Consider the following 23021-nt stretch of genomic DNA (forward strand, 5'->3'; position numbering starts at 1 on the left):
TTAACGGTTGCGCTGGCCGCGGCTCAGCGCACGGCCCATCTGCGCGGCGATCTGGCTTTGAGAACGTTGGAAGCCCCGCACGTCCGGCGTGGTGATATTCATCACCACCGTCACGTTCCGCCCGCCCGCGGCGCGCACCCCCAGCTTGCCGTCCGCCCCACGGCTGAGCGGCATGATCGCCTCCGGCCCCGCCTCGCCCATCAGCCCGGTGCCGCCGCGCATCGGAAAAGTGGTCGGGCCGCTGACGATTCCACCGTTGGCAAAGGGCATCACCCGCCCCTGGACAAAGCTCCCGCCCTTGGCGAAAGGCGTGAATTCGCCGAAGAACGCGCCAAGCCCCGTCGCCAGCAACGATCCAAAGTGATCGGACATCGGTTTGACCGCCGCCTTGTAGGTCGCGTTGATCATCGAGTTGGCCACGACCCGCAGCGCGTCCGACAGTTTCATGCCGTCCAGCACAACGCCGTCGATCGCCTTGGACACGCCGCTCGACAAGGTATTGTCCAGCTTGGACATTTTCTTGCCCGTGGCCAAAGTTGTCTTGTGGATGCGCTTGATTTCCGCGTCGCAAACGGCCGCCATGTCGGCCGCGCTGTCAAGCGTGCCTTCCACCGCTTCGAACTTGTCCCGCAGCTGGTCCAGGATGTCTTGATCCGTCATTCTTTCATTCCTTCGGTTTGTCCGGAAACGCCGCGATCAGCTCGTCGAGCCGCACGCGCGCCATCGGCTGTGCGCCGGTCGCGTCTCCCAGCATCAGCTGGAATTCTGCGGGCGTCAGCGCCCAGAACTCCTCGGGCCTAAGCCCCAGGTCCCGCAGCCCCGCCCGCATCAGAACCGGCCAGTCGAACGCCATTTACCCGCTCTCAGGCAGCATGAAGGCGCGGCCCTGCCAGCCGCCGCCGCGCAACCCAGCGACGATCAGCGCCAGCACGTCGCGCGTGCCGAAGCCTCCGGTCTCGAACCGCTGCACCAGATCGACGAGCGACCCGCTCTCCAGCGCCGCCTCCAGCTCGGCCAGCGCGCCCAGCGTCAGGCGCATCTCGTGGCGCGTGCCGTCGATCACCAGGCCGACCTCTCCCCTCCACGGATTGGTCATCAGACCACCGGCACCGGCGTGAAGGCCAGATGTCCCGCCGACGACAGCGCAATCTCGAAGGTGGCCTCGCCGTTATGGCTGCCGGCATATTCGATGCTGGTCAGCTGGAACGCCCCCTCGACGGTGCCGAAATCCGGGATAATCACCTGAAACTCGGGCGTCTCACCGTCGAAAAAGATCTGCCGCGCGCGTTCGTCGGTATCGGCGTCCTTGAAGACGCCCGATCCCGAAATACTGGCCGATTTGACACCCGCGCCCGCCAGCAACTCGCGCCAGCCGCCCTGGCTTTCCAGCGTCGTCACATCGACGCTTTCGGCGTTAAAGCTGATCCGCGTCGCGCGCAGGCCCGCCATCGTTTCGAACTGGCCGTCGCCGGTCAGGTCCACCTTGATCAAGAGATCCTTGCCGTTCTGGGCACCCATATCCGTCACTCCGTTGATTAAATTCAGTTGTCTTCCACGCGAGCGCGGAAGGTCAGGTCGATCCGACGCAGCCCGCCGCTTTCACGTTTGGCCTGCGCGCTGACGAACCGCAGCCCCACCAGCCGCCCCCGGCTCAGCGCCAGATCGGCGTCGTGCAAGGCGTCGCTTATGGCCGCCGCCTGCTTGGCAGTGTGAAAGCCCGCGCCGTCCGTCACCACGGACACCGCAAAGTCATGCCAGGCCGCAGTCCCGGTCAGGTCGGACGCATCCTTGACCCGCTCGGGGCCCAGCATCGCGTAAAGCGGCGGCAGCGGGCCTCCGGGCATCGCGTCGAACACGTTGGCCCCGACAATCGCTACCAGCGCGGCATCCCCGGCCAGCGCCTGATAGACCGCCTCCTGCAATGGCGCGGAAAAAGCATAGGTCATGCCGCGATCTCCTCTTCCGCCGTGCAGATCAGATATGTGCCGTCGGGCTCCCTCTCGGTCACCGCCAGGATGCGGAAGAACCGCGCGCCGTGCCGAAACCTCTGGCCTGCCACCGGCCGGCCCGAATGCCCCTGCGGCGCGCCCCGCACCACGATCTTGAACCCGGCGACCGACAACACCCCCGCCGTCCCGTTCGCGTCGCGCCCGGCGCGCGGCCGGATCTGCGCCCAAAGCGTGCCAAGCGCCTGCCAGCTTTCTGAAAAGCCGCCCGCACCGTCCGGCGCCAGCACGCGCGTTTCCAGCACCAGCCGGTGATTCAGCTGCGGCGCGCTCATTGCGGCATCCCCAGACGCACCGGGCGATAACGCGCCAGCAACGAGGTCACGCCGAACGGCATGCAGCCCTGCCCCAGCGAGGTGTCGTCGCGGTATTCGTAATAATGCGCCGCCAGCAGCAGCACCGCCTGCGCCAGATCGGCCGGCAGTTCCGCAAAGGCGCTCGCCATTCCGGCGGCAAAGCGAACTTCCGCCGCGCCGCCCGTCACCACCGTGGGCAAGGCCGTGCCCTGCGCCGCAAGCCGGGGCCGGTCGGCGTCCTGCTCCAGCCGGTAAAGCTCGGGCGCAACCACCGTCGCGACGCCCCAGCGGTCGACCAGCGCCAGCTGCGTGACCGACACCACCGGGGCCACCGGCAGACTTACGGCGGACGGGTCGCGCCATCCGTTCAGCGTCAGCACAAAGCCGCGCTGCAACAGGATCTTCGAGGTCCGCGCCTCGATCGCCGCCATCGCGGCGCGCAGGAACGACCCCAGGACCGCGTCCTGCACGTCGTCCTCGGCGAACCCGGTGCCAAGCCGCAGATGCCGCTTCAGCTCCGCCACCGGAAGCGCCGCTTCGGGCACCTGGGTTTCTTCGACTAACATCATGTTTCTTCTCCGAAAGTCCCTGTCGATCCCGACACGTCGGGCCGAAGACGGGCGCGCACCGCTCACGTTGCTCGGACGGAGGGGAGCAGCTGGACAACGCGAACTCCCGATGCGCGCCCCATGAAGGCAGGCTCGCGCCCACCCCCATGTCTCTCAGCGCATCACGCGATGGCGAAACGCAGCAGCTTGATCGCCGCAAAGTCGCTCACGTCGCCGCCCACACGCTTGGTCGCGTAGAACAGAACATGCGGCTTGGCGCTGAACGGGTCGCGCAGCACGCGCAGGTCGGGGCGTTCGGCGACGGTGTAGCCCGCCCCGAAATCGCCGAAGGCGATCGAATCCGACCCCGAGGCGATGTCCGGCATGTCCTCGGCGATCAGCACCGGATAGCCCATCAGCCGCGCGGGTTCGGCCGCCGCGAAGCCATCGGTCCACAGGTGGCGGCCGTCGGCGTCCTTGAGCTTGCGCAGCGCGCCCGCAGTCTTCGAATTCATCACGAATTGCGCGTTGCTGCGGTACTGCGCCCCCAGCGCGTAAGCCAGATCGATCAGCGCGTCTCCGTCGCCGATGTCGCCATCCACGCCCGACGGCACATAGCCGAGGTTGCCCCAGGTCCAGACGTCGTTGTCGACCGCCGCGTGATCAAGGAACCCGCGCGGCTTGTCGACGCCGTCGCCGCTGACAAAGGCCGCGGCCTCGGCGCGGGCGAACTTGTCCGAGATGCGGCCCGCCAGCCAGGTCTCGACGTCGAAAGCGCTGTCGTCCAGCAGCCGCTGCGAGGCCTTGGGCATCGCGTTCAGCTCAAAAAGCGGGATCGAAATGCGCTCGATCGTCGGCGTGCCGGTCTCGGCGCTGGCCGCGGTCTCGTTGGCCCAGCCTGCGCCGGCGTCGTTGCGGTCGATCAGCACGTCGAACGAGGTCGCCTCGACATTGACCACATTGGCGATGGCGCGGATCGACGCGGTCGAGGCCAGCGTCGAACTGATCGTCTCGGCTGTCACCGGATCGACCAGATAGCCGCCGTCGCCGTTCACCGCCGTGTTCAGCGCCTTGCCCTCCAGCTCGAGCCCGCGCAGCCCGTCGTCGTCGCCGGTGCGCAGATAGGCGTCGAACGCCTTCTGGTGGGGGGCCTCGGCCTCGGCCGTGGTTGCCAGCGCGGGGCGCGCGGGCGCAAATGCAGCTTTTCGATCCAGCATGGTCAGTCGCTCTTCCTGTGTTTGAAGCTTTGCTTGAAGGTCGGCCTGGAGGGCCCTGAAATCCCCGATCAATCCCGCCATCGCGGTGCTGACCCGGGTGACCGGAGACACATCTTCCCCGGTCCGAGACTTGGTCTCGGTCTTGCTCATCCCAATTGTCCCATCGTTAATGGCGGCGCGTCAGCCGCCCGCCAGATTCCGGCGCGCGTTCTCCAGAACGCCCGCCAATTCACGCAAAGCGGCGTCGTCGGGATGCTCTCCCTTGGCCGCCACCCGCGCACTGGGAAGCATGGGGAAGGTCACCAGCGACACCTCCCAAAGCTCCAGTTCGGTCAAGAGCCGCTGGCCCTTGTCGTTCTTTTGCGCCTTCACCGTGCGATAGCCGATCGACAACCCGTCAATCGCCCCCGCCGCGATCAGCACCGCGGTCTCGCGGCCCTTCTCGACGCTGTCCAGCAGCCGGCCCTTGACGTAAAGCCCGCGCGCATCCTCGCGCACCTCGTCCCAGATCCCGATGGGCTGGGCCGGATCATGCTGCCACAGCATCTTGACCGCCCGGCGCTCGGCGCCCAACCGCTTCAGCGATGCGCCGTAAGCGCCCGGGCTGACCACGTCATTGCCGTGATCGCAGGCCCCGAAAAGGCTGGCATAGCCTTCGATCTTCGTGCCTTCGACCACCGTCACCTCGGCGTCGAACCGGCAGAACTTGTGCTCCAAATCCATGCTTTCACTTCCCTTTCTTGGGTTTGCCCCGGGCGCATTGCGCGCAAATCCTCGTCGTGCGGTAGACAATGACCAGCCTCACGGCACCGCCTGCGCGATGCTCTGGAACGCCTGCGCCAGAACCACCGCAACCACCCCGTAGACCGCCACCCACAGCCGCCTCTCCTGCCGCTCCAGCATCATCTCCAGCCGGTCCAGCCGATTGGCCAGGGCGTCGAACTGCAGCGCGCTCAGCCGCTCGTGCGCATCCAGCTTCAGCCCCGGCGCACAGGCGAAGGCCTCGTATTTCGACTGCGGATCACCCACCGGCCTCCTCCTCGGCCATCCGTGCGGGCAGGCCCAGCAGGCTGCGCTTTTCGGCCTCGGACAGGAACTCGGCGCGCGCCACCCGCGCCCATTGCGCATCCCGCTCGGCCGAGAGCGCGGGCACCTGGTCCAGATCGGGCTTCAGTTCCAGAGCCTCGCCGCCGAACCGCGCCAGCCAGGCGCCCAGCGACGCCGCCACGCGGCTCACCAGCGGCAGCACGGTCAGGCGATAGAACGCCCGATGCGCCTCCTGGTAATTGGCGAATGTCGCCTCTCCGGGGATGCCCAGCAGCATCGGCGGCACCCCGAAGGCCACTGCGATTTCGCGCGCCGCAGCCTCCTTGGTCTTCTGAAACTCCATGTCCGAGGGCGAAAAGCCCATCGGTTTCCAATCCAGCCCTCCCTCCAGCAGCATCGGCCGCCCGGCGTTGCGCGCGCCCTGGTGGTGCGCCTCCATTTCGGCAACGACGCGGTCGTATTGCTCACCGGTCATGGTGCTGTGGCCATCCGCGCCCTGATAGACGATCGCGCCAGAGGGCCGCGCGGCATTGTCCAAGAGCCCCTTGGACCAACGCGAGGCCGAATTGTGCACGTCCACCGCCTGCGCCGCGGCCTGCATGGGCGACAGGCCGTAATGGTCGTCCTGCGGGTGAAAGTTCTTCACGTGGCAGATCGGCGGCAACGGCCCGCGCACGTCGAAACGGTGCTTGCGCGCGCCCACCGCGTATTCATAGGCAACCGGCCAGCCATCGGTCCCCGGGATCAGCCGCATCCGGTCCGAGCGCAGCACATGCAACTCCAGCGGCAGGCCGGCGTCGCCGCCCACCGCCTCGACATAGCCGTCGCCCGAAAGCAAAAGCTGCCCGTAAAGCGCCTCGAACAACTCCGCCCGGCCCTGCGCCGGGTTGGGCTGGCGCAGCAGCGTCAGCAGCGGATGCGCGTCGAACCTCTGTTCGGTGGTCTGCAGCACCAGCGGCAGCGCCGCCGCCGCCTCGGCGATCAGCTTGACCGGGCGGAACCCCACCGGGTTGCCGGCAAAGCCCTGCTTGGTCAGCGACGCGGTGTCCCGCGGGCTCCAGGCCACGCGGCCCGCACTGTGATAGGCCACCACCGGCCCCGCAGCCGAGGCCTTGGCCTCGGTCACCGGCGTCTTCGCCGCCTCGCCCCGCCGCAGAAAGTCGAACACCATGCGCGCTTCTCCTGTCTTTCCCCAAAGCCCGCGACCGCACCAAACCTGGCCCGGGGCCGACAGGCCCCGGAGGATCGCAAACACTCTTTCTGATGAAACCGGCGGCCGATCCGCCCTGCCGGGGTCTGTCCCGGCCTTCGAAAACCAATCTAGGATTTACTGGTTAACAAGCTTTAACTAGAGCGTACGCACCTGCGGGCGCTGGTATTTCAGACCCGGTTTCACGATCAGAGCTGTCAGCGCCCAGACCAGCGCGTCGACGCGGTCGGGGCTGCCCTGACCGGCGAAACCGGTCTGGGTCATCAGGCACATCTCGTCCTCCAGCGCGGTAAGCCCCGCCAGATGCCCGACGCGCCCCTGCTCGTAAAGCGCGGCCACCGGTTCGGCGCGGGCGCTCTTGCCACGGGTGGCGTGCACCTTGGTGATGGGGATCAGCGGATCGAGGCTGCGGATGGTCAGCTCGACCATGTCGCCGCCCTGGTTGACCTCGGCCACCAGCCGGTCGGCCTGCCAGCGCCTTGCGGCGTCGATGGCGCGCGCGGCCCAGCCGCTGGGGCCGAACCCCCGCACGCTGGCATCCTCCAGCACCACCGCCCGCCAGGCCTGCGGCGGGCCCTTGGTCACCGCCCCGGCCACAACGATCCCGCAGGCGTCCGAAGACGGGCCGCTGCCCGCCGGGGGATCGACGGCCACCACGATCCGGTCAAAGTCGGGCGGCGCTTCGACCCGCGCCGCCTCGATCGTGTCGCGCCGCCACAAGGCGCCCTCGATATCCGACAGCAACTCGCCCTCCAGCTCCTGCCGGCCCAGCCGCGATCCGGCATAACGCGCCTCCATCTCTTCGAGAAAGCTCTGCGCCAGGTTGGCGCGGTTGGCCTGGGTCGGCGCATGGGTCCGGACCGTGCTCTCCATCTCCAGCAGCGCCTTGAGCACCGGCACGTCGCGCGGCGTCGTGGTCACGCAGACCTGCGGATGTTCGCCCAGCCGCAGCGCGAATTGCAGCATGTCCCAGGCCGCCTGCCCGTTCTTCCACTTGGCCAGCTCGTCGGCCCAGGCTGCGTCGAACTGCGGGCCGCGCAGGCGTTCGTAATCATGCGCCGAATAGGCCTTGGCCACAGCGCCGTTGGGCCAGACCAACTCGCGCCGGGTTTCGGACCAGACCGGCAGACGGTCGGGCGGCGAGCAGGCCAAGAGCCCGCTGTCGCCAAAAACCATCACCTCGCGCACCTGTTCCAGCGTTTCGCCCACCAGCGCCACGCGGCGGCACCGGCCCGGCTGCGCGGGTCTTGCGCCCTCGACGCATGCGCGCACCCATTCGGCGCCCGCGCGGGTCTTGCCCGCGCCGCGCCCGCCCAGGATCACCCAGCTGCGCCAGGCGCCCTCGGGCGGCAACTGATGCTCCATCGCCCAGAAGACGAACAGATAGGGGAGCGCAAGGCGCTCCCCCTCCGTCAGGTCATCCAGAAAGCTCGTCCTCACGGCAGCAGGTGCGCAGGCGAGCCATGCGGCACCCGATTTCAAGCTCTGCCGCTTCAAGGTCGAGCCCGTAGGCCGCGCAGATGCCGGCGGTCTTTCGTCTGATCTGGTCAAGTTCAGCCTCCGTTTCCCTGGCCGCTTTCAGCCAGTACCTGATGTCGGCCAACACCCTGTTGGCCTCCGTTTTGTCCGAAACTTCCCCGGCTGCGACCTGCGTGTTGAGGTCTTCCAGCGTCTTTCCCAGCTGTACGAGGATTGCGGAGATGCGATCTCGTTCCGCGTCCAGCCGGGTCGTCTCCTGCTCGGGAGTAATAAGGATCATGTGCTCGATACCATTCTTGCCTGTGGGTCTCCGTCCACTTGCGGCCCGCCCGGCACGGTTGGGTCCGTGCGCGTCGCGGGGGGGGGCCTTTCCGCCAGCCTCTGCACACTAGCCGCAACCCTGTACCCGGCCCTTACAGGACCGCGCGGTCGCGTCTCCAAAGGATTAATCGGGCACGGCTTTTCGCGGCGCCGCTCCAGAGCACTCAGCACAACGAAAAAGCGCGGATGCAGGCCTCTGCATCCGCCCCTTGGCAAGGTGATCCGACCCCGGCCTACTGGTCGCGCTCGGCCTCGAGCTGCCGATAGGCGGCGACGTTGCGGTTATGCTCTTCCAGCGTTTCCGCGAAATTGTGACCGTCGCGCGGGTCAAGCGTCTTGGCCACGAAGAACACATAGTCGGTGTCGTCCGGGTTCAGCGCCGCCTCGATGCTGGCGCGGCCCGGGTTGGCGATGGGCGTGGGCGGCAGCCCGTCGATCACATAGGTGTTCCACGGCGTCTCGCGGCGCAGCTCGCTCTGGCGCAGCCCGCGTCCCAGCACGCCCTCGCCCTTGGTCAGGCCATAGATCACGGTCGGGTCGGTCTGCAGGCGCATCCCCCGCTCCAACCGGTTGACGAATACGCTGGCCACCTGCGGGCGTTCCTCCGGGCCGCCGGTCTCCTTCTCGATGATCGAGGCCAGGATCAGCGCCTCTTCGGGGCTGGCCAGCGGCAGTCCGGGCTGCCGTTCCTGCCAGGCCCGCGCCAGGATCACCTGCTGCGCCCGCTGCATCCGCTCGATCACCGAGGCGCGCGTGTCGCCGGGGCGGATCTCATAGCTGTCCGGCGCAAGCGAGCCTTCTGCGGGCAGCTCGGCGACCTCGCCCTCCAGAACGTCGATCTGGCCCAGTTCCTGCACCACATGCCAGCTGGTCACGCCCTCGGCCAGCGCAACGCGATAGCGCGTATCCGACTGCTGCTTGACCGCCAGATAGGCGTCGGGCGCGTCGTCCTCGGCGGGGTCGAACTCGGCCCGCTCCTCGAACCTGCCCGTCACAGGGTCCAGCTCGCGGACCTGCACGGTCGCCCGGGTCACTCCGACGCGATAGACCACCTCGGTGCCGCAGGTGCTCAGCCCCGAGCCGGTGACCACATCGACGATGTCCGACATCGACGCGCGCTCGGGCACCAGATAGCTGCCGGCCTTCAGATCGTCCGAACGCTCGGAATAATCCGCCCCCAGCCGGAACAGCATCCCGCTGGTGATCGCGCCCTGCCCGGCCAGGTCCTCGGACACGCGGCGCATGTTCGACCCGCGCTCCACCTGCAGGCAGATCGCCTGCTCCAGCGGTCCTTCGGCGATGTATTCGTTCTGCGCCCAGATCAGGACGCCACCGAACAGGAACGCCGCGACGACAAGAAACGTCATCGCGTTAGAGGCGATGTTGCGCCACATGGGTCAGCCCACCTTCCCGAAAATAACGCTCGCATTGGTGCCGCCGAACCCGAACGAGTTCGACAGCGCATAGCGAATCTCGCGCTCGCGCTTGGCGTTGGGCGCCAGATCCACGGTCGACTCGATCGCGGGATTGTCGAGATTGATCGTCGGCGGCGCGACCTGGTCGCGGATCGCCAGGATCGAAAAGATCGCCTCGATCGCGCCGGCGGCCCCCAAAAGGTGCCCGGTCGCGGATTTGGTCGACGACATGGTGACCTTGTCCGCCGCGTCGCCCATCATCCGCTCGACCGCGGCCAGTTCGATCACGTCGGCCATCGTCGAGGTGCCATGCGCGTTGATATAGTCGATATCCTTCGGCTCGATCCCCGCGCGCTTCAGCGCCGCGCGCATCGACCGTTCGCCGCCCTCGCCATCCTCGCTGGGCGCGGTGATGTGATAGGCGTCGCCCGACAGGCCATAGCCGCAGACCTCTGCGTAAATCTTGGCCCCGCGCGCCTTGGCGTGCTCGTATTCCTCCAGCACGACGATGCCCGCGCCCTCGCCCATGACAAAGCCGTCACGGTCGGCGTCATAGGGGCGGCTGGCCGCCTGAGGATTGTCGCCGCGCTTGGTGCTGAGCGCCTTGCAGGCGTTGAACCCGGCGATGCCGATCTCGGAAATCGCCGCCTCGGCGCCGCCGGCGATCATCACATCCGCGTCATCGAACATGATCAGACGCGCCGCGTCGCCGATGGCGTGCGCGCCCGTGGAACAGGCCGTCACCACCGCGTGGTTCGGCCCCTTGAAGCCATAGCGAATGCTGACCTGACCCGAGATCAGGTTGATCAGCGCGCCGGGGATAAAGAACGGCGACACCCGCCGCGGACCCTTGTCGCGCAAGAGATAGGCGGTCTCGGCAATGGCGTTCAGCCCGCCGATCCCCGACCCGATCATGACGCCGGTGCGTTCCAGGCTCTCGCGGTCCTCAGGCTTCCAGCCCGCATCCGTCACCGCCTGCTCGGCGGCGGCGATGCCAAAGCGGATGAACTCGTCGACCTTGCGCTGCTCTTTCGGCGCCATGTAGTCGTCGGCATTGAACGTGCCGTCGGTGCCGTCGCCATACGGCACCTCGCAGGCATAGGTCGTGGCCAGATGGCTGGCATCGAATTTGGTGATCGTGCCGGCGCCCGACTGCCCGTCCAGCAGACGCGACCAGGTTTCCTCGACCCCCGACGCCAAAGGCGTGACTAGTCCCAGACCGGTAACAACAACGCGACGCATGGCTCTGCTCCCTCGATTGCTTTCGTTCCGCTCTTAGCGCGGGGGGGACACCGGGGGCAAGAGCACCCGCGCGCGCCCGCGCCGCCTTATGCCCAGCTCTCGCCCAGATCGACGCGCGCCCGCTCGATCCAGTGATCCCGCAGCCAGCCGCAGGGTTTCGACCGCCGGATGAGCGAACCGGAATAGCCCGAAACCGCCTCGGGCATCTTGGGCCGCCCGTGAAAACACACGACGCGCGCATCGCCGGGCAGCACGGGCGGGCGCAGATAATTCATCGGGAAAGGGTTGCAGTCGTACTTGAAGGAAACGACCCAATCCTCTGGAATATAAGTGAAAACGCCGCGATCCATCGCCTTGTGGCTGGTGTAGCGCTGCTCGGATCCGCGCGCCTTTTCGACCTCTTCATAAGGGTTGGCGGCCAGATCCTCGTAGAGAAACCCATGATGCGCCGGATCGAAGCGAAAGACCGACCCGTGCCCGGTGGGCCGGCCCTTGCGTTTTTCCACCCAATCGTGCCGCATCGCCACCGTACCGGGGGCCAGATCGACAATCGGGTCCAGATCGCCGGTGATCACCACATCCAGATCGAAGCCCAGGAACGGCCCCTCCAGATCAGGCACCAGCCCGAGCCGAAAGAGGCTGACCTTGCGCATCGCCCCCTGCCGGTTGGCCACCGCCAGCGCCGCCGCCATCGGCTCGGCAAATGGTTCGACCGGCAGGTCCAGCACCTCGATATCCGGGTGCAGCCCCTCGGAATGCTCGGTCATGCAAAAGAACCGCACCGGGCGCGACAGGTTGCGCCGCGCCCCGGAATAAAGCCGGTTGACATATTCCGGGCCGAAGAGCGTGCCCCACTTGATGCAGATGACGTTGACGACGCTCATGCGGGCCCCTTGGCGGACCCGCGCAGCACCTCTTCGCCCGCGCGGATCAAGCCGCGGGCATCCGGCGCTCGACGATCTCGGCCCACCAGCTGCAGCCGGCGGGGATGGCGTCGTCGTTGAAATTGTATTCCGGATGATGCACCGCCGCAGTGTCGCCGTTGCCCACGAGGATATAGGCCCCGGGCCGTTCCTCGAGCATAAAGGCGAAATCCTCGCCGCCCATCACCAGAGGGGCCTCGTCGCAATCCCCCGACACCGCGCGCGCCACTTCGGCGGCGAATTCGGTCTGTTCCTCGTGGTTCACCATCACCGGGTAGTTGCGCGTGTAATCGACCTTGGCGGTCGCCCCGAAAGCACCGGCAATGCCTTGGCAAAGCTCGTTGATCCGCGTCTCGGCCAGATCGCGGTTCTCGGGCGACAGCGTGCGCACGGTGCCTTTCAGATGCACCCTCTGCGGGATCACGTTGAACGCCTTGGACGAGGTCTCGAAGCTTGTCACCGACACCACGATCTGGCTGATCGGGTCGGCGTTGCGGCTGGCGATGGTCTGCATCGCGGTGACGATCTGCGCCGCGATCACGGTCGGATCGACAGTCTCGTGCGGCTTTGCACCATGACCGCCCTTGCCCTCGACCTCGATCTCGAAAATATCCGTGGCGGCAAAGAACGCGCCGGGACGGATCGCGAACTTGCCCAGAGGCTGGCCCGGCCAGTTATGCATGCCGTAGACCTCCTGGATGCCCCAACGCTCCATCATTCCGTCTTCGCACATCTCGCGGCCGCCGCCGCCGCCCTCTTCGGCGGGCTGAAAGATCACCACGACCGTGCCGTCGAAATTCCGCGTCTCGGACAGGTATTGCGCCGCGCCCAGCAGCATCGCCGTGTGCCCGTCATGGCCGCAGGCATGCATCGCGCCCGCGGTCTTCGAGGCATAGGGCACGCCGGTCTGTTCGTGGATCGGCAGCGCGTCCATATCGGCGCGCAGCCCGATCACCTTGCCCGACCCGTCGCTCTTGCCCTTGATCACGGCGACGACCCCGGTGCGCCCGATGCCCTCGACCACCTCGTCGCAGCCGAAGGCGCGCAGCTTTTCGGCCACCAGCGCACTGGTGCGGTGCGTTTCGAAGAGGATCTCGGGGTGTTCGTGCAAATCCCGCCGCCAGGCGGTGATGTCGTCGTGCAATTCGGCAAATCGGTTCTTGACCGGCATGGGTGTCTCTCCTTGAAGATCGGCGCGAAACTGCCACCGGCTCCGCGCGGGTTCAACCCGTCATATATTGGGTCCGGTCACCAGTTTCGACCCGTCCGAGAAACGCGAGAGCCGAAACCGCGTCAGATCGTGGCCCGGGTCGCGCCCGGCGGCCATGTCGGCGGCGATCCGCCCAAACGCCGGGCCGATGCCAAAGCCGTGGCCGCACATGCCCGTGACCACCGTCAGCCCCGGCAATTGCGCCACCCGGTCGACCACAGGCACCACATCCGGCATTACGTCGATCATCCCGCCCCAGGCCTTTTGGACCGGCACTTGCCCCAGATCGGGCCACAACTGCCGGAAACGCCGCGCGATCTCCGACACTTTCGCGCCCGAGGGCGCCGGGTTCAGCACCCGCATCCGCTCGAACGGGCTTTGCTCGTCGGCCGCCCACCGGCGCGGCGTGCGCCAGGCGTCGGGAAACCCCGCCGGCGCGGCGGGATGCAGATGCACGTCGAACTCTCCCGACAGCGCCAGCGGCAGGTATTTCGGCAAAGCCCGCACCGCGTCCGGCCCGACGAAAAGCTCGCTGAAGGCCGCCGGCGCCAGCGTATAGCCCCCGTCCGCCCGCCGCCGCACCGCCAGCCGGTCGTCCACCGCCGCGCCCGCAAAGACCTGCGGCAGCGGCCCCGTCGCCACGGCGGTCGAGCGCACCGACAGCTGCGGCATCCGCACCCCGTGCCGCGCCAACAGCAGCGCCGACCACGCCCCACCCGCCAGCACCACCTGCGGCGCTGTGATCCGTCCGGCCTCGGTGATCACGCCCGTGACCTGCCCCGCCGCGACATCCAGCGCCCGCACCGCGCAATCCTCGATCAGCCGCGCGCCTGCCTCGACCGCAAGCCGCGCCAGCTCCGGCACCGCCACCCAGGGCTCCGCCTTCATGTCCGACGGCGTGTGCAGCGCCCCGGCCCAGGGCGCGTGCGCCCCGTTCATCAGCTCTTGCGTCTCGCCCCGGCTCAGCATCCGCGAGGTCAGCCCGAACGGCGCCGCCGAGGCCAGCCAGCCCTCGAACCCCTCCAGATCGCGCTTGCTGCGGCCCAGATAGCTGACGCCCAAGGTCGCCACCCCCATCCGGCCCTTGCATTCCGCGTCGAGCTCCTGCCACAGCCGCTGCGCCTCCAGCGCAATCGGGATCTCGGCGGGGTCACGCCCCTGAACCCGGATCCAGCCCCAGTTCCGGCTCGATTGTTCGGCGGCGATGCGGCCTTTTTCCACCAGCACCACCCGCAGCCCAGCACGGGCCGCGTAGAGCGCGGTGCTCACCCCGATCACCCCGCCGCCGATCACCACCAGATCCGCCGCGTCGGGCAACGGCCCGGCATAGGTCACCGGCCCCTCGGCGCGGAACGGAAAGGTCATGCCAGCCGCGCCAGCAGATCTTCCATGAACCTCTGCCCCGCTTCGAACTGCGCCACGGTGATGTATTCGTCCGGCTGATGCGCCACAGCGATATTGCCCGGCCCGCAGACCACCGCCATACAGCCCGCCGCCTGGAAGTGGCTCGCCTCGGTGCCGTAGCTGACGAAATTCTCCGAATTGTCGCCGGTGATCTGACGCACCAGCGCCTCTGCCGCGTTGTTCTCGCTAGGCGCGAAGGGCGGCAGGGCAAAGGTCTCCTTCACCTCGATCCAGGCCTCGGGCCGCACCGCCTGCATCTCGGCCTCGATCTCGGCCACCTTGTCGCGGAAAAGCCGCCGCCAGTCGTCCGGCGCCTCCCCCGGCACGATGCGAAAGCCAAAGCCGAACTCGCAATCCTTGGCTGCGATGTTATGCGCCGTACCGCCGTGGATCTGGCCCACATGCGCATTGGTGTACGGCGGATCGAAAAGGGCGGCCATCCCGCCCGGCGTCTCTGCGCTCAGCTTCGCGTTCAGCTGGTTGGCCCAGTCGATCAGCTTGGCCCCGTACATGATCGCGCTGACGCCCTTGTGCAGGATCGAGCTGTGCACCTCGAAGCCGTGCACATGCACCCAGTAGGTCACCCCGCCCTTGTGCCCGGTCACCGCCTTCATCATCGTCGGCTCGCCCACGATCACATCCGTGGCGCGCGGCAGATGCGCCATCGCCTCGATCAGCGGCGGCGCGCCGGTGCAGCCGACTTCCTCGTCATAGCTCAGCGCGATCTGCAAGGGCCGCGTCACGCCCCGCCGCTGCGCCTCGACCATGGCCCAGACCGCCAGCGCGTCGAAGCCCTTCATATCCGTGGTGCCGCGCCCGTAAAGCTTGCCGTCGCGCTCGGTCACCGTGAAGGGATCGCTGGCCCAGGGTTGGCCGTCGACCGGCACCACATCCGTATGCCCCGACAGCACCACGCCCCCCGGCGCCTCCGGCCCGACATGCGCAAAGAGCCCCGCCTTCTCCCGATCCTCGTTGTAATGCCGGTGGCAGACGATCCCGTGCCCCGTCAGATACGCCTCGACCCAGTCGATAAGCGGCAGATTGCTGTCGCGGCTCACCGTCGGAAACCCGACCAGCGCATCGAGAATCGCGCGCGGCGCCAAAACTTCAGCCATCACGGCCCCCTGTTTTCACTGATCCCAAAATATCCCGGGGGGTGTGGGGGACTGGCCCCCCACTCCCGGCGTCGACGCAAGACCGAAGGTCGCCTGCGTCGGCGCAATCCCTCAATACCCGCTGTCCGAGGTCAGCACGAAATGCCCCGGGCTGACCTCGGCATATTCCGACCGCCCCGGCTCGTAGCCCACCGGATGGATCGGCGACGGGATCGGCTTGAAGTTCAGATCCTTCTCGGATTTGCGCCGCCGCGGATCGGCGATCGGCACCGCCTTCATCAGCGCCCGCGTATAGTCGTGCTGCGGATCCTCGAAGACCGCCCGACGCGGGCCGATCTCGACGATGCGGCCCAGATACATCACCCCGACCTTGTGGCTGACGCGCTCCACCACCGCCATGTCGTGGCTGATGAAGAGATAGCTCAGCTCCAGCTCGGCCTGCAGCTCCATCATCAGGTTGATCACCTGCGCCTGAACCGACACATCGAGCGCCGACACCGCCTCGTCGGCGACGATCAGTTTGGGGTTCAGCGCCAGTGCCCGGGCGATGGCGATCCGCTGGCGCTGGCCGCCGGACAATTCATGCGGAAAGCGCCGCATGAAGCTGCGCGGCAGCTCTACCCGGTCGAACAGCATCGCCACCCGGTCCATCATCTCGGCCCCTTTATGGGTGCCGTAATTGCGCATCGGCTCGGCCACCTGGTCGGCCAGCTGCATCTGCGGATTCAGCGAGGCAAAGGGATCCTGAAAGATCATCTGCATATCCAGCCGCGCCTGCCGCAGCCCGCCTGCGTCCAGCGCCATGATGTCCTTGCCGTCGAGGTCGACTTTGCCGCTCAGCGGCTCGACCAGCCGCAAGATCGAGCGCCCCGCGCTCGACTTGCCGCAACCCGATTCGCCCACCAGGCTGAGGGTCTGGCCCTTTTTGATGGTGAAGGACACATCCTCGACCGCGTGCACATTGGCCACGGTGCGGCGGAAAAAACCGCCCTTTACCGGAAACCGCGTGGTCAGCCCTTCGACCGTCAGCAGCACCTTGTCGGTGCCCTTGATCGGGGTAACCTCGTCCTGTTCGTGGCCCACCAGCCGCATCGGCTCGGGAAGGTCCTTGCCGGTCATCTCGCCCAGCTTGGGCACCGCCGCCAGCAGCGCCTGGGTGTAGGGATGCTGCGGGTTCTCGAAGATCTGCTCGACCGGCCCCTCCTCGACCTTGTTGCCGCGGAACATCACCACCACGCGGTCGGCCATCTGCGCCACCACCGCCATGTCGTGGGTGATGAACATCACCGCCGTGCCCGTCTCGCGCTTGAGCCGGTCCATCAGCGCCAGGATCTCGGCCTGGATCGTCACGTCGAGCGCGGTTGTCGGCTCGTCAGCGATCAGCAGGCGCGGCTTGCAGGCCAGCGCCATGGCGATCACCACCCGCTGACGCATCCCGCCCGACAGCTCATGCGGATATTGCTGCAGACGGCGTTCCGGTTCGGGGATGCGCACCTGCTGCAAAAGCTCCAGCGCCCGCGCCTCGGCCTGCTCGCGGTTCATGCCGCGGTGCACGCGCAGACCCTCGGTCAGCTGGCGGCCCACGGTGAAGACCGGGTTGAGTGCGGTCATCGGCTCTTGAAAGATCATCCCGATCTCGTTGCCGCGGATCGTTCGCATCAGATCCTGATCGACACCGGCCAGGTCGATCTCGCCGCCTTCCTTGCGGTCGAACAGCAGCCGGCCGTTGGCGATATCGCCGCCGCCGTATTCGATCAGCCGCATCAGCGACAGCGACGACACCGACTTGCCCGAGCCCGATTCGCCCACGACACAGACGGTCTCTCCCGGGCCGATGTCGAAGGACACGTCCTCGACCCCAACCACCGGGCCGTCCTTGGTTTCGAATTCCACCCTCAGGTTTTGAATTCGGGCGATGGCGTGGTCCAGCATCCGCTGCGCTCCCTTGTCAGATGCGATTACGCTAACGGCACGTTTTCCAAAGTGTCAAACCCCGAGGCCGCTTTCCTCAATGCAAGCCTTGCAATTTCCCCAAAGTCTGCTTCGATAACGCCCAGTGGGGGTTCGATCACCGGTCGTTCCGGGCCCGTCCGGTCCGGTCCGCCTTTGGCATCGACCCGTTTTCGGCCCGTCCCCGCGATAAAAAAAACGGCGACACCCGGTAAAGCGCGTGTCCAACATGGAGAGTATGAATGAAGCTCAAGACCCTGATGCTGGGGGCCGCGGCCTCTTTTGCCCTGGCCCCGGCGGCCATGGCCGAACGCGGATCCGACGGGCACGTCAATATCATTTATTGGCAGGCCCCGTCGATCCTGAACCCCTATCTGTCCAGCGGCACCAAGGACATCGAATCCGCGTCGCTGGTGGTTGAACCCCTTGGCCGCTACGACCAGACCGGCGCGCTGGTGCCCTACCTGGCGACCGAAATCCCCACCGTCGAAAACGGCGGCGTGAGCGAGGATCTGACCTCGATCACCTGGAAGATCAAAGACGGGCTGGTGTGGTCCGATGGCAGCCCGGTGACCGCCGAGGACGTCAAGTTCACCGCCGATTACTGCATGAACCCGGAAGGCGGCTGCGCGCAGCTGGCCAAGTTCGACGGCGTGACCGCGGTCGAGGTGCTGGATCCGCTGACGGTCAAGGTGACCTTCGGCCAGCCTACGCCCAACCCCTACGGCCCGTTCATGGGCGGTCAGTCCCCGATCATCCAGAAGGCGCAGTTTGAAAACTGCACCGGCGCCGCGGCCTCGACCTGCACCGAGCAGAACTTCGCCCCGATCGGCACCGGCCCCTTCGTGGTCGATGAGTTCAAGCCCAACGACGTGATCTCGATGTCGGCCAACCCCAACTACCGCGATCCGGCCAAGCCGGCCTTCGCCACGCTGACCTTCAAGGGCGGCGGCGATGCGACCGCGGCGGGCCGCGCAGTGATGGAAACCGGCGAATTCGACTATGCCTGGAACCTGCAGCTGGCGCCCGACGTGCTGGCGCGCATGGCCGAGGGCGGCATGGGCACCCCGATCGCGGCCTTCGGCACCCTGGTCGAGCGGCTTGAGATGAACATGACCAACCCCTCGCCCGACCTGCCGGAAGGCGAGCGCGCGACCGTGGCGCATCCGCACCCGTTCCTGTCGGACATCAACGTGCGCAAGGCGCTGTCGATGGCCATCGACCGCGAGCTGCTGGTCGAGGTGGGCTATGGCCAGGCTGGCCGTCCGACCTGTAACCTGGTGCCCGCACCGGCGCTTTATGCCTCGGACAACACCGAATGCCTGACCCAGGACATCGCCGGCGCCAACGCGCTGCTAGACGAGGCCGGCTGGGTCGACAGCGACGGCAACGGCATCCGCGACAAGGACGGCGTCGAACTTTCGATCCTCTATCAGACCTCGACCAACGCTGTCCGTCAGGACTTCCAGGCGCTGATCAAGCAGTGGTGGTCGGAAATCGGCGTCGAAACCGAGCTGCGCAACATCGACGCGTCGGTCTTCTTCGGCGGTGACCCGGGCTCGCCCGACACCTTCCAGAAGTTCTATGCCGACGTCGAAATGTACGCCAACAACTTCGACGGCACCGATCCGCAGGCCTATCTGGCCATGTATCGCTGCGGCAACGAGCCCAAGCCCTCGTCGCAGTGGCAGGGTGAGAACATCAACCGCTTCTGCGATCCGGAATACGACGCACTGATCGACGAGCTGGCCCGCACCGGGTCGCTGGAAGAGCGCGGCCGTATCGCCAAGCAGATGAACGACATGCTGACCAAGGACACCTACACCATCCTTCCGCTGGTGGACCGTGGCCGGGTGTCGGCCCATGCCAACACGCTGGGCGGTGTCATTCTGAACACCTGGGACAGCGAGCTTTGGAACGTTGCCGACTGGTACCGTATCGACTGAACCACGGCGCGGCGGGGCCTTCCCCGCCGCACGCCGGACCCGCGGGGCGCGCTCTGCCGCCCCCGCATCCCCCCTTAAAGACTCATGAACCGAGGCGCCCCATGCTGACCTACGCCGTCCGACGATTGGTCCTGTCCGTCCCGACGCTTTTGTTCATCAGTTTCGTGATCTTCATGCTGTTGCAGCTGGCCCCCGGCGACCCGATGGCGCAGGTTCCGCTGACCGTGCCGCCCGAGGTCAAGCAGAAGATGCGCGAGGCGCTCGGCCTGGGCGAGCCGGTCTTCGTGCAATACTGGAAATGGCTGGTGCAGTTCTTCTGGACCGAACCCAAGGTCCTGATCGACTGGCTGACGTCGTCGTCTACGCTGCTGGGCTGGCTGCCGGACACCAGTCTTTACACCCGCTGCGAAGGCATCAACCTCGACAATTGCGACCTGCGCGTCCTGTCCTGGCAGACCCGCTCGCCGGTGATGGACATCGTGATCCAGCGCATTCCCCAGACGCTCTGGGTGGTGGGGCTGTCGTATGTCGTCGGCATCCTGATCGCGCTGCCCATCGGCATCTATTCGGCCTACCGGCAATATTCGATCTTCGACCAGTCGGGCACCTTCATCACCATGATCGGCTTTTCGATCCCGCCGTTCTTCACAGGCCCGCTGCTGATCGTGATCTTCTCGGTGCAGCTGGGCTGGTTCCCCTCGATCTACGACACCACCCACGTGGTCAACGACTGGGCCAGCCTCAAATACCAGCTGCAACAGATGATCATGCCGGTGATGGTGCTGGCGCTGCAGACCACCGCGCAGATCAGCCGCTACATGCGCGCCTCGATGCTCGACAACCTCAACCAGGATTACGTCCGCACCGCCCGCGCCAAGGGCCTGTCCGAGGCGGTGGTGGTCATGGTGCACGTCCTGCGCAACTCGATGATCCCGGTGATCACGGTGATCGCGCTGGGTATTCCGGCGATCTTCGGCGGCGCCATCATCACCGAGAACGTGTTCAAGGTGAACGGCATCGGCCAGCTTCTGATCACCGCGCTTTTCGCCAACGATCTGCCGATGGTGATGACCCTGACTTTCATCTTCGCGATCCTCATCGTGACCTTCAACCTGATCGCCGACATCCTCTATGGCGTGCTTGACCCGAGGATCCGCTATGACTGACCCCGTCCCCTCCTCGCTCCTGCCCATCGAGGCGCTTCAGGACAAGGAACCCGGCAAGCCGCCGCGCTCGCAATGGGCCGATGTCTGGTCGCAGTTCCGCAAGCACAAGGGCGCGATGCTGGGCGGCGGCTTCCTGGTGTTCGTCACGCTCGCCGTGCTGGTGGGGCCGTGGGTGTGGACGCTGGATCCGCAAAAGCTCGACATCCGCAACAAGGACCTGCGCCCGATCTACACCGCGCTCTGGGACAGCGCCGCGGTGGTGGACTGGGGCCACCCCTTCGGCACCGACAACCTGGGCCGCGACCAGCTGGCCCAGATGATCTACGGTGGCCGCGCCTCGATGGCGGTGGGCTGGGCGGCGATGGTGCTGTCGCTGGTGATCGGCACCGCGATCGGTGTCATGGCCGGGTTCTTCAAGCGGCTCGACGGGCCGCTGATGCGCGCCACCGATCTCTTCCTGTCGCTGCCCATCCTGCCGCTGCTGCTGGTGGCCGTGACGCTCTTCCGCCAGCCCCTGCGCGCCAATTTCGGCCCCGAGGGCGGGATGTTCATCCTGATCGTCACCGTGGTCGGCATCACCTCGTGGATGCCCACCGCGCGGATCGTGCGCGGCGATATCCTGGCGCTGAAAGAGCGCGAGTTCGTGCTGGCCGCACGTTCCATCGGCACGACACCGTTCAAGATCATCTCGCGCCACCTGCTGCCCAACGTGCTCTCGCCGATCATGGTGTCGGCGACGCTGGGCCTGGCCACCGCCATCATCACCGAAAGCGCCCTTTCGTTCCTCGGCGTCGGCTTTCCCTCGGACTTCCCGACCTGGGGCAAGATGCTCGCCGACGCGGTGCCCCGAATGGAGGAATTCCCCGAGCGCGTCATGCTGCCCGGCATCGCCATTTCGCTGACGGTGCTGGGGGTGAACTACCTTGGCGACGGGCTGCGCGACGCGCTCGATCCGCGTATCCGCGGGCGCTGAGGCGGGCCGCGGCGCGGCCCCGCGCCGATCGGCAAAAAAGAACGACGGTTCCAGCGTACTGCTGAAGGCAAGACAGCTTTGCCCATACGCACCCAAAGCGGAACCTGCGGCCTACCGCAGCGCAGAAACCGGAACTTTGTTCTGAAAAAACGGCTTACAGCGACCCTCTGCGACCTTGCATTGCGGCTTTCTCCGGTTCATCTGGAATATTGTTCTGAAACCCGGAGTCCGTCATGTTCGAAACGCTCGGCTTTGAAAACCTCACCGCGCCGCAGGTCGCCGTCTTTTTCGCTTTGGGCCTGGGGGCGTTGTTCGGCGTGCTCGCCGAACAGACGAAATTCTGTTTCCGCCGCGGGCTGGTCGGGTCTGACGCCCGCTCTGCGATGGGCGTCTGGCTGACCGCGCTGGCGACGGCGCTGGTCGGCACGCAGTTCGCCGTGTCGCAGGGTCTGATCGCCTTCGACGATCACCGCTTCATGGCGTCCGACCTTCCGGTGCTGGCGATCGTCGCGGGCGGGCTGATGTTCGGCGCCGGGATGGTGCTGACCCGCGGATGCGTGTCGCGCCTGACGGTTCTGACCGGCTCGGGCAACCTGCGCGCCCTGACCGTTCTTGCGGTCTTCGCAATCGTCGCCCACGCGACGCTCAAAGGTGTGCTGGCTCCGATCCGCACCACGCTGGGCAGCGTCACCCTGCCGCTGGGCGAGGCCGTCAGCCTCGCCGCCCTGCCGGGCGGCGCGCTGGTTTGGACGGCTCTTCTGGCGACGGCCGCGCTGGCCTTTGCGCTGCGCTCGGGCAACCGCTGGCCGATGCTGACGCTCGCGGCGCTGCTGGGCCTGCTGGTGCCACTGGGCTGGGTCGGGACGGGTTTCGTGCTCTATGACGATTTCGATCCCATCGCGATGGAAAGCCTCAGCTTCACCTCGCCCTTCGCCGACAGCCTCTTCTGGCTCGTCGCCTCGACATCGATCCCGGCGGGCTTCGGTGTCGGCCTGATCGGCGGCGTGCTGGGCGGGGCGCTGTTGTCGTCGCTGGCCGCACGCCGCTTTGCCTGGCAAAGCTTCGAGAGCCCCCGCCAGACCGGGCGCTACCTCGCCGGCGCGGCCCTAATGGGCGTGGGCGGCGTGCTGGCCGGAGGCTGCACCGTCGGCGCAGGCCTCTCCGGCGTGCCCACCCTGTCGTTCGCCGCCATCCTGGCCATAGCGTCGATCGCCGGTGGCGCACTTGCCCTCGACGCGGCCCTGCGCGGCGCAAGCCGCAATTCCGGTGCGCTCCTTCAACCGGCGGAATAAGCCGTATCGCGGGCCAGTGGGGGCCAGCCCCCACACGCAGGGTCAAGTGGGGCCAGCCCCCACACCCCCGGGATATTTATGGATCAATGAAAACAGGGGCTGAAATGACTGACCCGGCGGGATCACCACCGGGTCAGGGAAAAGCAACTGCTTCACCGATCACGGTCATCGGCGTCCCCGCCTGTTCCGCAAAACCACTTTGTCACTATCTTATTTAAGACTTCGTTTCACTGATCCCCAAATATCCCGGGGAGTTTGAGG

23 protein-coding genes and 1 pseudogene are annotated in these 23021 nt (G+C 66.7%); 4 read left to right on the top strand and 20 right to left on the bottom strand.

The features are described from left to right. The 20 genes and pseudogenes from RXV88_RS07280 to RXV88_RS07375 all read right to left on the bottom strand — a co-directional run bounded on the left by RXV88_RS07280 (position 1) and on the right by RXV88_RS07375 (position 17365). The gene (locus tag RXV88_RS07280) at positions 1-660 is read right to left on the bottom strand and encodes a phage tail tape measure protein (protein WP_316291561.1); all 660 of its coding nucleotides are present in this window, start codon (positions 658-660) and stop codon (positions 1-3) included. A 4-nt stretch (positions 661-664) separates the two neighbouring features. Then, positions 665-853: a rcc01693 family protein gene (locus RXV88_RS07285; protein ID WP_316291563.1), complete on the bottom strand. Its 189-nt coding sequence runs from the start codon at positions 851-853 to the stop codon at positions 665-667. Between the two features lie 24 nt (positions 854-877). Beyond that, positions 878-1096 (bottom strand): annotated as a pseudogene (locus tag RXV88_RS07290) (gene transfer agent family protein); the annotation flags it as partial. Next, positions 1096-1518, bottom strand: a complete 423-nt coding sequence (locus RXV88_RS07295) for a phage major tail protein, TP901-1 family (RefSeq protein ID WP_316291565.1) — start codon at positions 1516-1518, stop codon at positions 1096-1098. The gene RXV88_RS07295 and the pseudogene RXV88_RS07290, both read right to left, overlap by 1 nt. 23 nt (positions 1519-1541) lie before the next feature. Next, positions 1542-1946 carry a DUF3168 domain-containing protein gene (locus RXV88_RS07300; RefSeq protein WP_316291567.1) on the bottom strand — a complete coding sequence of 135 codons (405 nt, stop codon included), beginning with the start codon at positions 1944-1946 and terminating at the stop codon, positions 1542-1544. Further along, positions 1943-2281, bottom strand: a complete 339-nt coding sequence (locus RXV88_RS07305) for a head-tail adaptor protein (RefSeq protein WP_316291569.1) — start codon at positions 2279-2281, stop codon at positions 1943-1945. Before RXV88_RS07305 ends, RXV88_RS07300 begins: the two co-directional genes overlap by 4 nt. Further along, on the bottom strand, positions 2278-2871 hold the full coding sequence (locus RXV88_RS07310) for a head-tail connector protein (protein WP_316291571.1): 594 nt from the start codon (positions 2869-2871) through the stop codon (positions 2278-2280). Before RXV88_RS07310 ends, RXV88_RS07305 begins: the two co-directional genes overlap by 4 nt. A gap of 161 nt (positions 2872-3032) precedes the next feature. Continuing rightward, positions 3033-4217: a phage major capsid protein gene (locus tag RXV88_RS07315; protein WP_316291572.1), complete on the bottom strand. Its 1185-nt coding sequence runs from the start codon at positions 4215-4217 to the stop codon at positions 3033-3035. 30 nt (positions 4218-4247) lie between these two features. Beyond that, complete coding sequence (locus RXV88_RS07320; protein ID WP_316291573.1) at positions 4248-4790, bottom strand: HK97 family phage prohead protease; 543 nt, start codon at positions 4788-4790, stop codon at positions 4248-4250. Between the two features lie 78 nt (positions 4791-4868). Beyond that, the gene (locus RXV88_RS07325) at positions 4869-5096 is read right to left on the bottom strand and encodes a hypothetical protein (RefSeq protein WP_316291574.1); all 228 of its coding nucleotides are present in this window, start codon (positions 5094-5096) and stop codon (positions 4869-4871) included. After that, a complete protein-coding gene (locus tag RXV88_RS07330; RefSeq protein WP_316291575.1) occupies positions 5089-6285 on the bottom strand; it encodes a phage portal protein in 1197 nt (398 codons plus the stop codon). Before RXV88_RS07330 ends, RXV88_RS07325 begins: the two co-directional genes overlap by 8 nt. Positions 6286-6462: 177 nt before the next feature. Next, positions 6463-7806, bottom strand: coding sequence for a DNA-packaging protein (locus RXV88_RS07335; RefSeq protein ID WP_410468804.1), 1344 nt, complete (start codon positions 7804-7806; stop codon positions 6463-6465). Beyond that, positions 7742-8083 carry a hypothetical protein gene (locus RXV88_RS07340; RefSeq protein WP_316291579.1) on the bottom strand — a complete coding sequence of 114 codons (342 nt, stop codon included), beginning with the start codon at positions 8081-8083 and terminating at the stop codon, positions 7742-7744. The genes RXV88_RS07335 and RXV88_RS07340 overlap by 65 nt, the downstream gene beginning before the upstream one ends. 274 nt (positions 8084-8357) lie before the next feature. Beyond that, the gene (mltG, locus tag RXV88_RS07345) at positions 8358-9518 is read right to left on the bottom strand and encodes an endolytic transglycosylase MltG (protein ID WP_316291580.1); all 1161 of its coding nucleotides are present in this window, start codon (positions 9516-9518) and stop codon (positions 8358-8360) included. Positions 9519-9521: 3 nt separating this feature from the next. Further along, on the bottom strand, positions 9522-10781 hold the full coding sequence (gene fabF / locus RXV88_RS07350; RefSeq protein WP_316291582.1) for a beta-ketoacyl-ACP synthase II: 1260 nt from the start codon (positions 10779-10781) through the stop codon (positions 9522-9524). 86 nt (positions 10782-10867) lie between these two features. Further along, entirely contained in the window at positions 10868-11665 is a 798-nt protein-coding gene (locus RXV88_RS07355) for a glycosyl transferase (RefSeq protein WP_316291584.1), read from the bottom strand. Between the two features lie 46 nt (positions 11666-11711). Next, on the bottom strand, positions 11712-12875 hold the full coding sequence (locus tag RXV88_RS07360; RefSeq protein ID WP_316291586.1) for a M20 aminoacylase family protein: 1164 nt from the start codon (positions 12873-12875) through the stop codon (positions 11712-11714). 60 nt (positions 12876-12935) lie between these two features. Then, positions 12936-14279, bottom strand: a complete 1344-nt coding sequence (locus RXV88_RS07365; protein WP_316291587.1) for an FAD-binding oxidoreductase — start codon at positions 14277-14279, stop codon at positions 12936-12938. Beyond that, a complete protein-coding gene (gene argE / locus RXV88_RS07370) occupies positions 14276-15433 on the bottom strand; it encodes an acetylornithine deacetylase (RefSeq protein ID WP_316291589.1) in 1158 nt (385 codons plus the stop codon). The genes RXV88_RS07365 and argE overlap by 4 nt, the downstream gene beginning before the upstream one ends. A 111-nt stretch (positions 15434-15544) precedes the next feature. Further along, positions 15545-17365: an ABC transporter ATP-binding protein gene (locus RXV88_RS07375; protein WP_316291591.1), complete on the bottom strand. Its 1821-nt coding sequence runs from the start codon at positions 17363-17365 to the stop codon at positions 15545-15547. Positions 17366-17625: 260 nt separating this feature from the next. Between RXV88_RS07375 and RXV88_RS07380 the strand changes: the two genes are divergently transcribed. From RXV88_RS07380 to RXV88_RS07395, 4 genes are all read left to right on the top strand, one after another. Beyond that, on the top strand, positions 17626-19329 hold the full coding sequence (locus tag RXV88_RS07380) for a peptide ABC transporter substrate-binding protein (protein WP_316291593.1): 1704 nt from the start codon (positions 17626-17628) through the stop codon (positions 19327-19329). Positions 19330-19430: 101 nt separating this feature from the next. Further along, positions 19431-20495 (top strand): ABC transporter permease, encoded by a 1065-nt coding sequence (locus RXV88_RS07385; protein WP_316291595.1) that lies wholly within the window; start codon positions 19431-19433, stop codon positions 20493-20495. Next, a complete protein-coding gene (locus RXV88_RS07390; protein ID WP_316291596.1) occupies positions 20488-21468 on the top strand; it encodes an ABC transporter permease in 981 nt (326 codons plus the stop codon). The genes RXV88_RS07385 and RXV88_RS07390 overlap by 8 nt, the downstream gene beginning before the upstream one ends. A 233-nt stretch (positions 21469-21701) precedes the next feature. Then, positions 21702-22760 (top strand): YeeE/YedE family protein, encoded by a 1059-nt coding sequence (locus tag RXV88_RS07395; RefSeq protein ID WP_316291598.1) that lies wholly within the window; start codon positions 21702-21704, stop codon positions 22758-22760. Positions 22761-23021 lie beyond the last annotated feature (261 nt).

Origin of the sequence: Aestuariicoccus sp. MJ-SS9, assembly GCF_032586235.1 — a bacterium.
Classification (GTDB): domain Bacteria; phylum Pseudomonadota; class Alphaproteobacteria; order Rhodobacterales; family Rhodobacteraceae; genus Aestuariicoccus.

Coding starts and splice junctions, on each gene's coding strand:
- RXV88_RS07315 (WP_316291572.1), bottom strand. CDS start 4,217: ATGAGCAAGACCGAGACCAAGTCTCGGACCGGGGAAGATGTGTCTCCG.
- RXV88_RS07395 (WP_316291598.1), top strand. CDS start 21,702: ATGTTCGAAACGCTCGGCTTTGAAAACCTCACCGCGCCGCAGGTCGCC.
- RXV88_RS07375 (WP_316291591.1), bottom strand. CDS start 17,365: ATGCTGGACCACGCCATCGCCCGAATTCAAAACCTGAGGGTGGAATTC.
- RXV88_RS07330 (WP_316291575.1), bottom strand. CDS start 6,285: ATGGTGTTCGACTTTCTGCGGCGGGGCGAGGCGGCGAAGACGCCGGTG.
- RXV88_RS07285 (WP_316291563.1), bottom strand. CDS start 853: ATGGCGTTCGACTGGCCGGTTCTGATGCGGGCGGGGCTGCGGGACCTG.
- RXV88_RS07280 (WP_316291561.1), bottom strand. CDS start 660: ATGACGGATCAAGACATCCTGGACCAGCTGCGGGACAAGTTCGAAGCG.
- RXV88_RS07355 (WP_316291584.1), bottom strand. CDS start 11,665: ATGAGCGTCGTCAACGTCATCTGCATCAAGTGGGGCACGCTCTTCGGC.
- RXV88_RS07390 (WP_316291596.1), top strand. CDS start 20,488: ATGACTGACCCCGTCCCCTCCTCGCTCCTGCCCATCGAGGCGCTTCAG.
- RXV88_RS07385 (WP_316291595.1), top strand. CDS start 19,431: ATGCTGACCTACGCCGTCCGACGATTGGTCCTGTCCGTCCCGACGCTT.
- RXV88_RS07340 (WP_316291579.1), bottom strand. CDS start 8,083: ATGATCCTTATTACTCCCGAGCAGGAGACGACCCGGCTGGACGCGGAA.
- fabF (WP_316291582.1), bottom strand. CDS start 10,781: ATGCGTCGCGTTGTTGTTACCGGTCTGGGACTAGTCACGCCTTTGGCG.
- RXV88_RS07360 (WP_316291586.1), bottom strand. CDS start 12,875: ATGCCGGTCAAGAACCGATTTGCCGAATTGCACGACGACATCACCGCC.
- mltG (WP_316291580.1), bottom strand. CDS start 9,518: ATGTGGCGCAACATCGCCTCTAACGCGATGACGTTTCTTGTCGTCGCG.
- RXV88_RS07305 (WP_316291569.1), bottom strand. CDS start 2,281: ATGAGCGCGCCGCAGCTGAATCACCGGCTGGTGCTGGAAACGCGCGTG.
- RXV88_RS07320 (WP_316291573.1), bottom strand. CDS start 4,790: ATGGATTTGGAGCACAAGTTCTGCCGGTTCGACGCCGAGGTGACGGTG.
- RXV88_RS07310 (WP_316291571.1), bottom strand. CDS start 2,871: ATGATGTTAGTCGAAGAAACCCAGGTGCCCGAAGCGGCGCTTCCGGTG.
- RXV88_RS07295 (WP_316291565.1), bottom strand. CDS start 1,518: ATGGGTGCCCAGAACGGCAAGGATCTCTTGATCAAGGTGGACCTGACC.
- RXV88_RS07300 (WP_316291567.1), bottom strand. CDS start 1,946: ATGACCTATGCTTTTTCCGCGCCATTGCAGGAGGCGGTCTATCAGGCG.
- RXV88_RS07380 (WP_316291593.1), top strand. CDS start 17,626: ATGAAGCTCAAGACCCTGATGCTGGGGGCCGCGGCCTCTTTTGCCCTG.
- argE (WP_316291589.1), bottom strand. CDS start 15,433: ATGGCTGAAGTTTTGGCGCCGCGCGCGATTCTCGATGCGCTGGTCGGG.
- RXV88_RS07365 (WP_316291587.1), bottom strand. CDS start 14,279: ATGACCTTTCCGTTCCGCGCCGAGGGGCCGGTGACCTATGCCGGGCCG.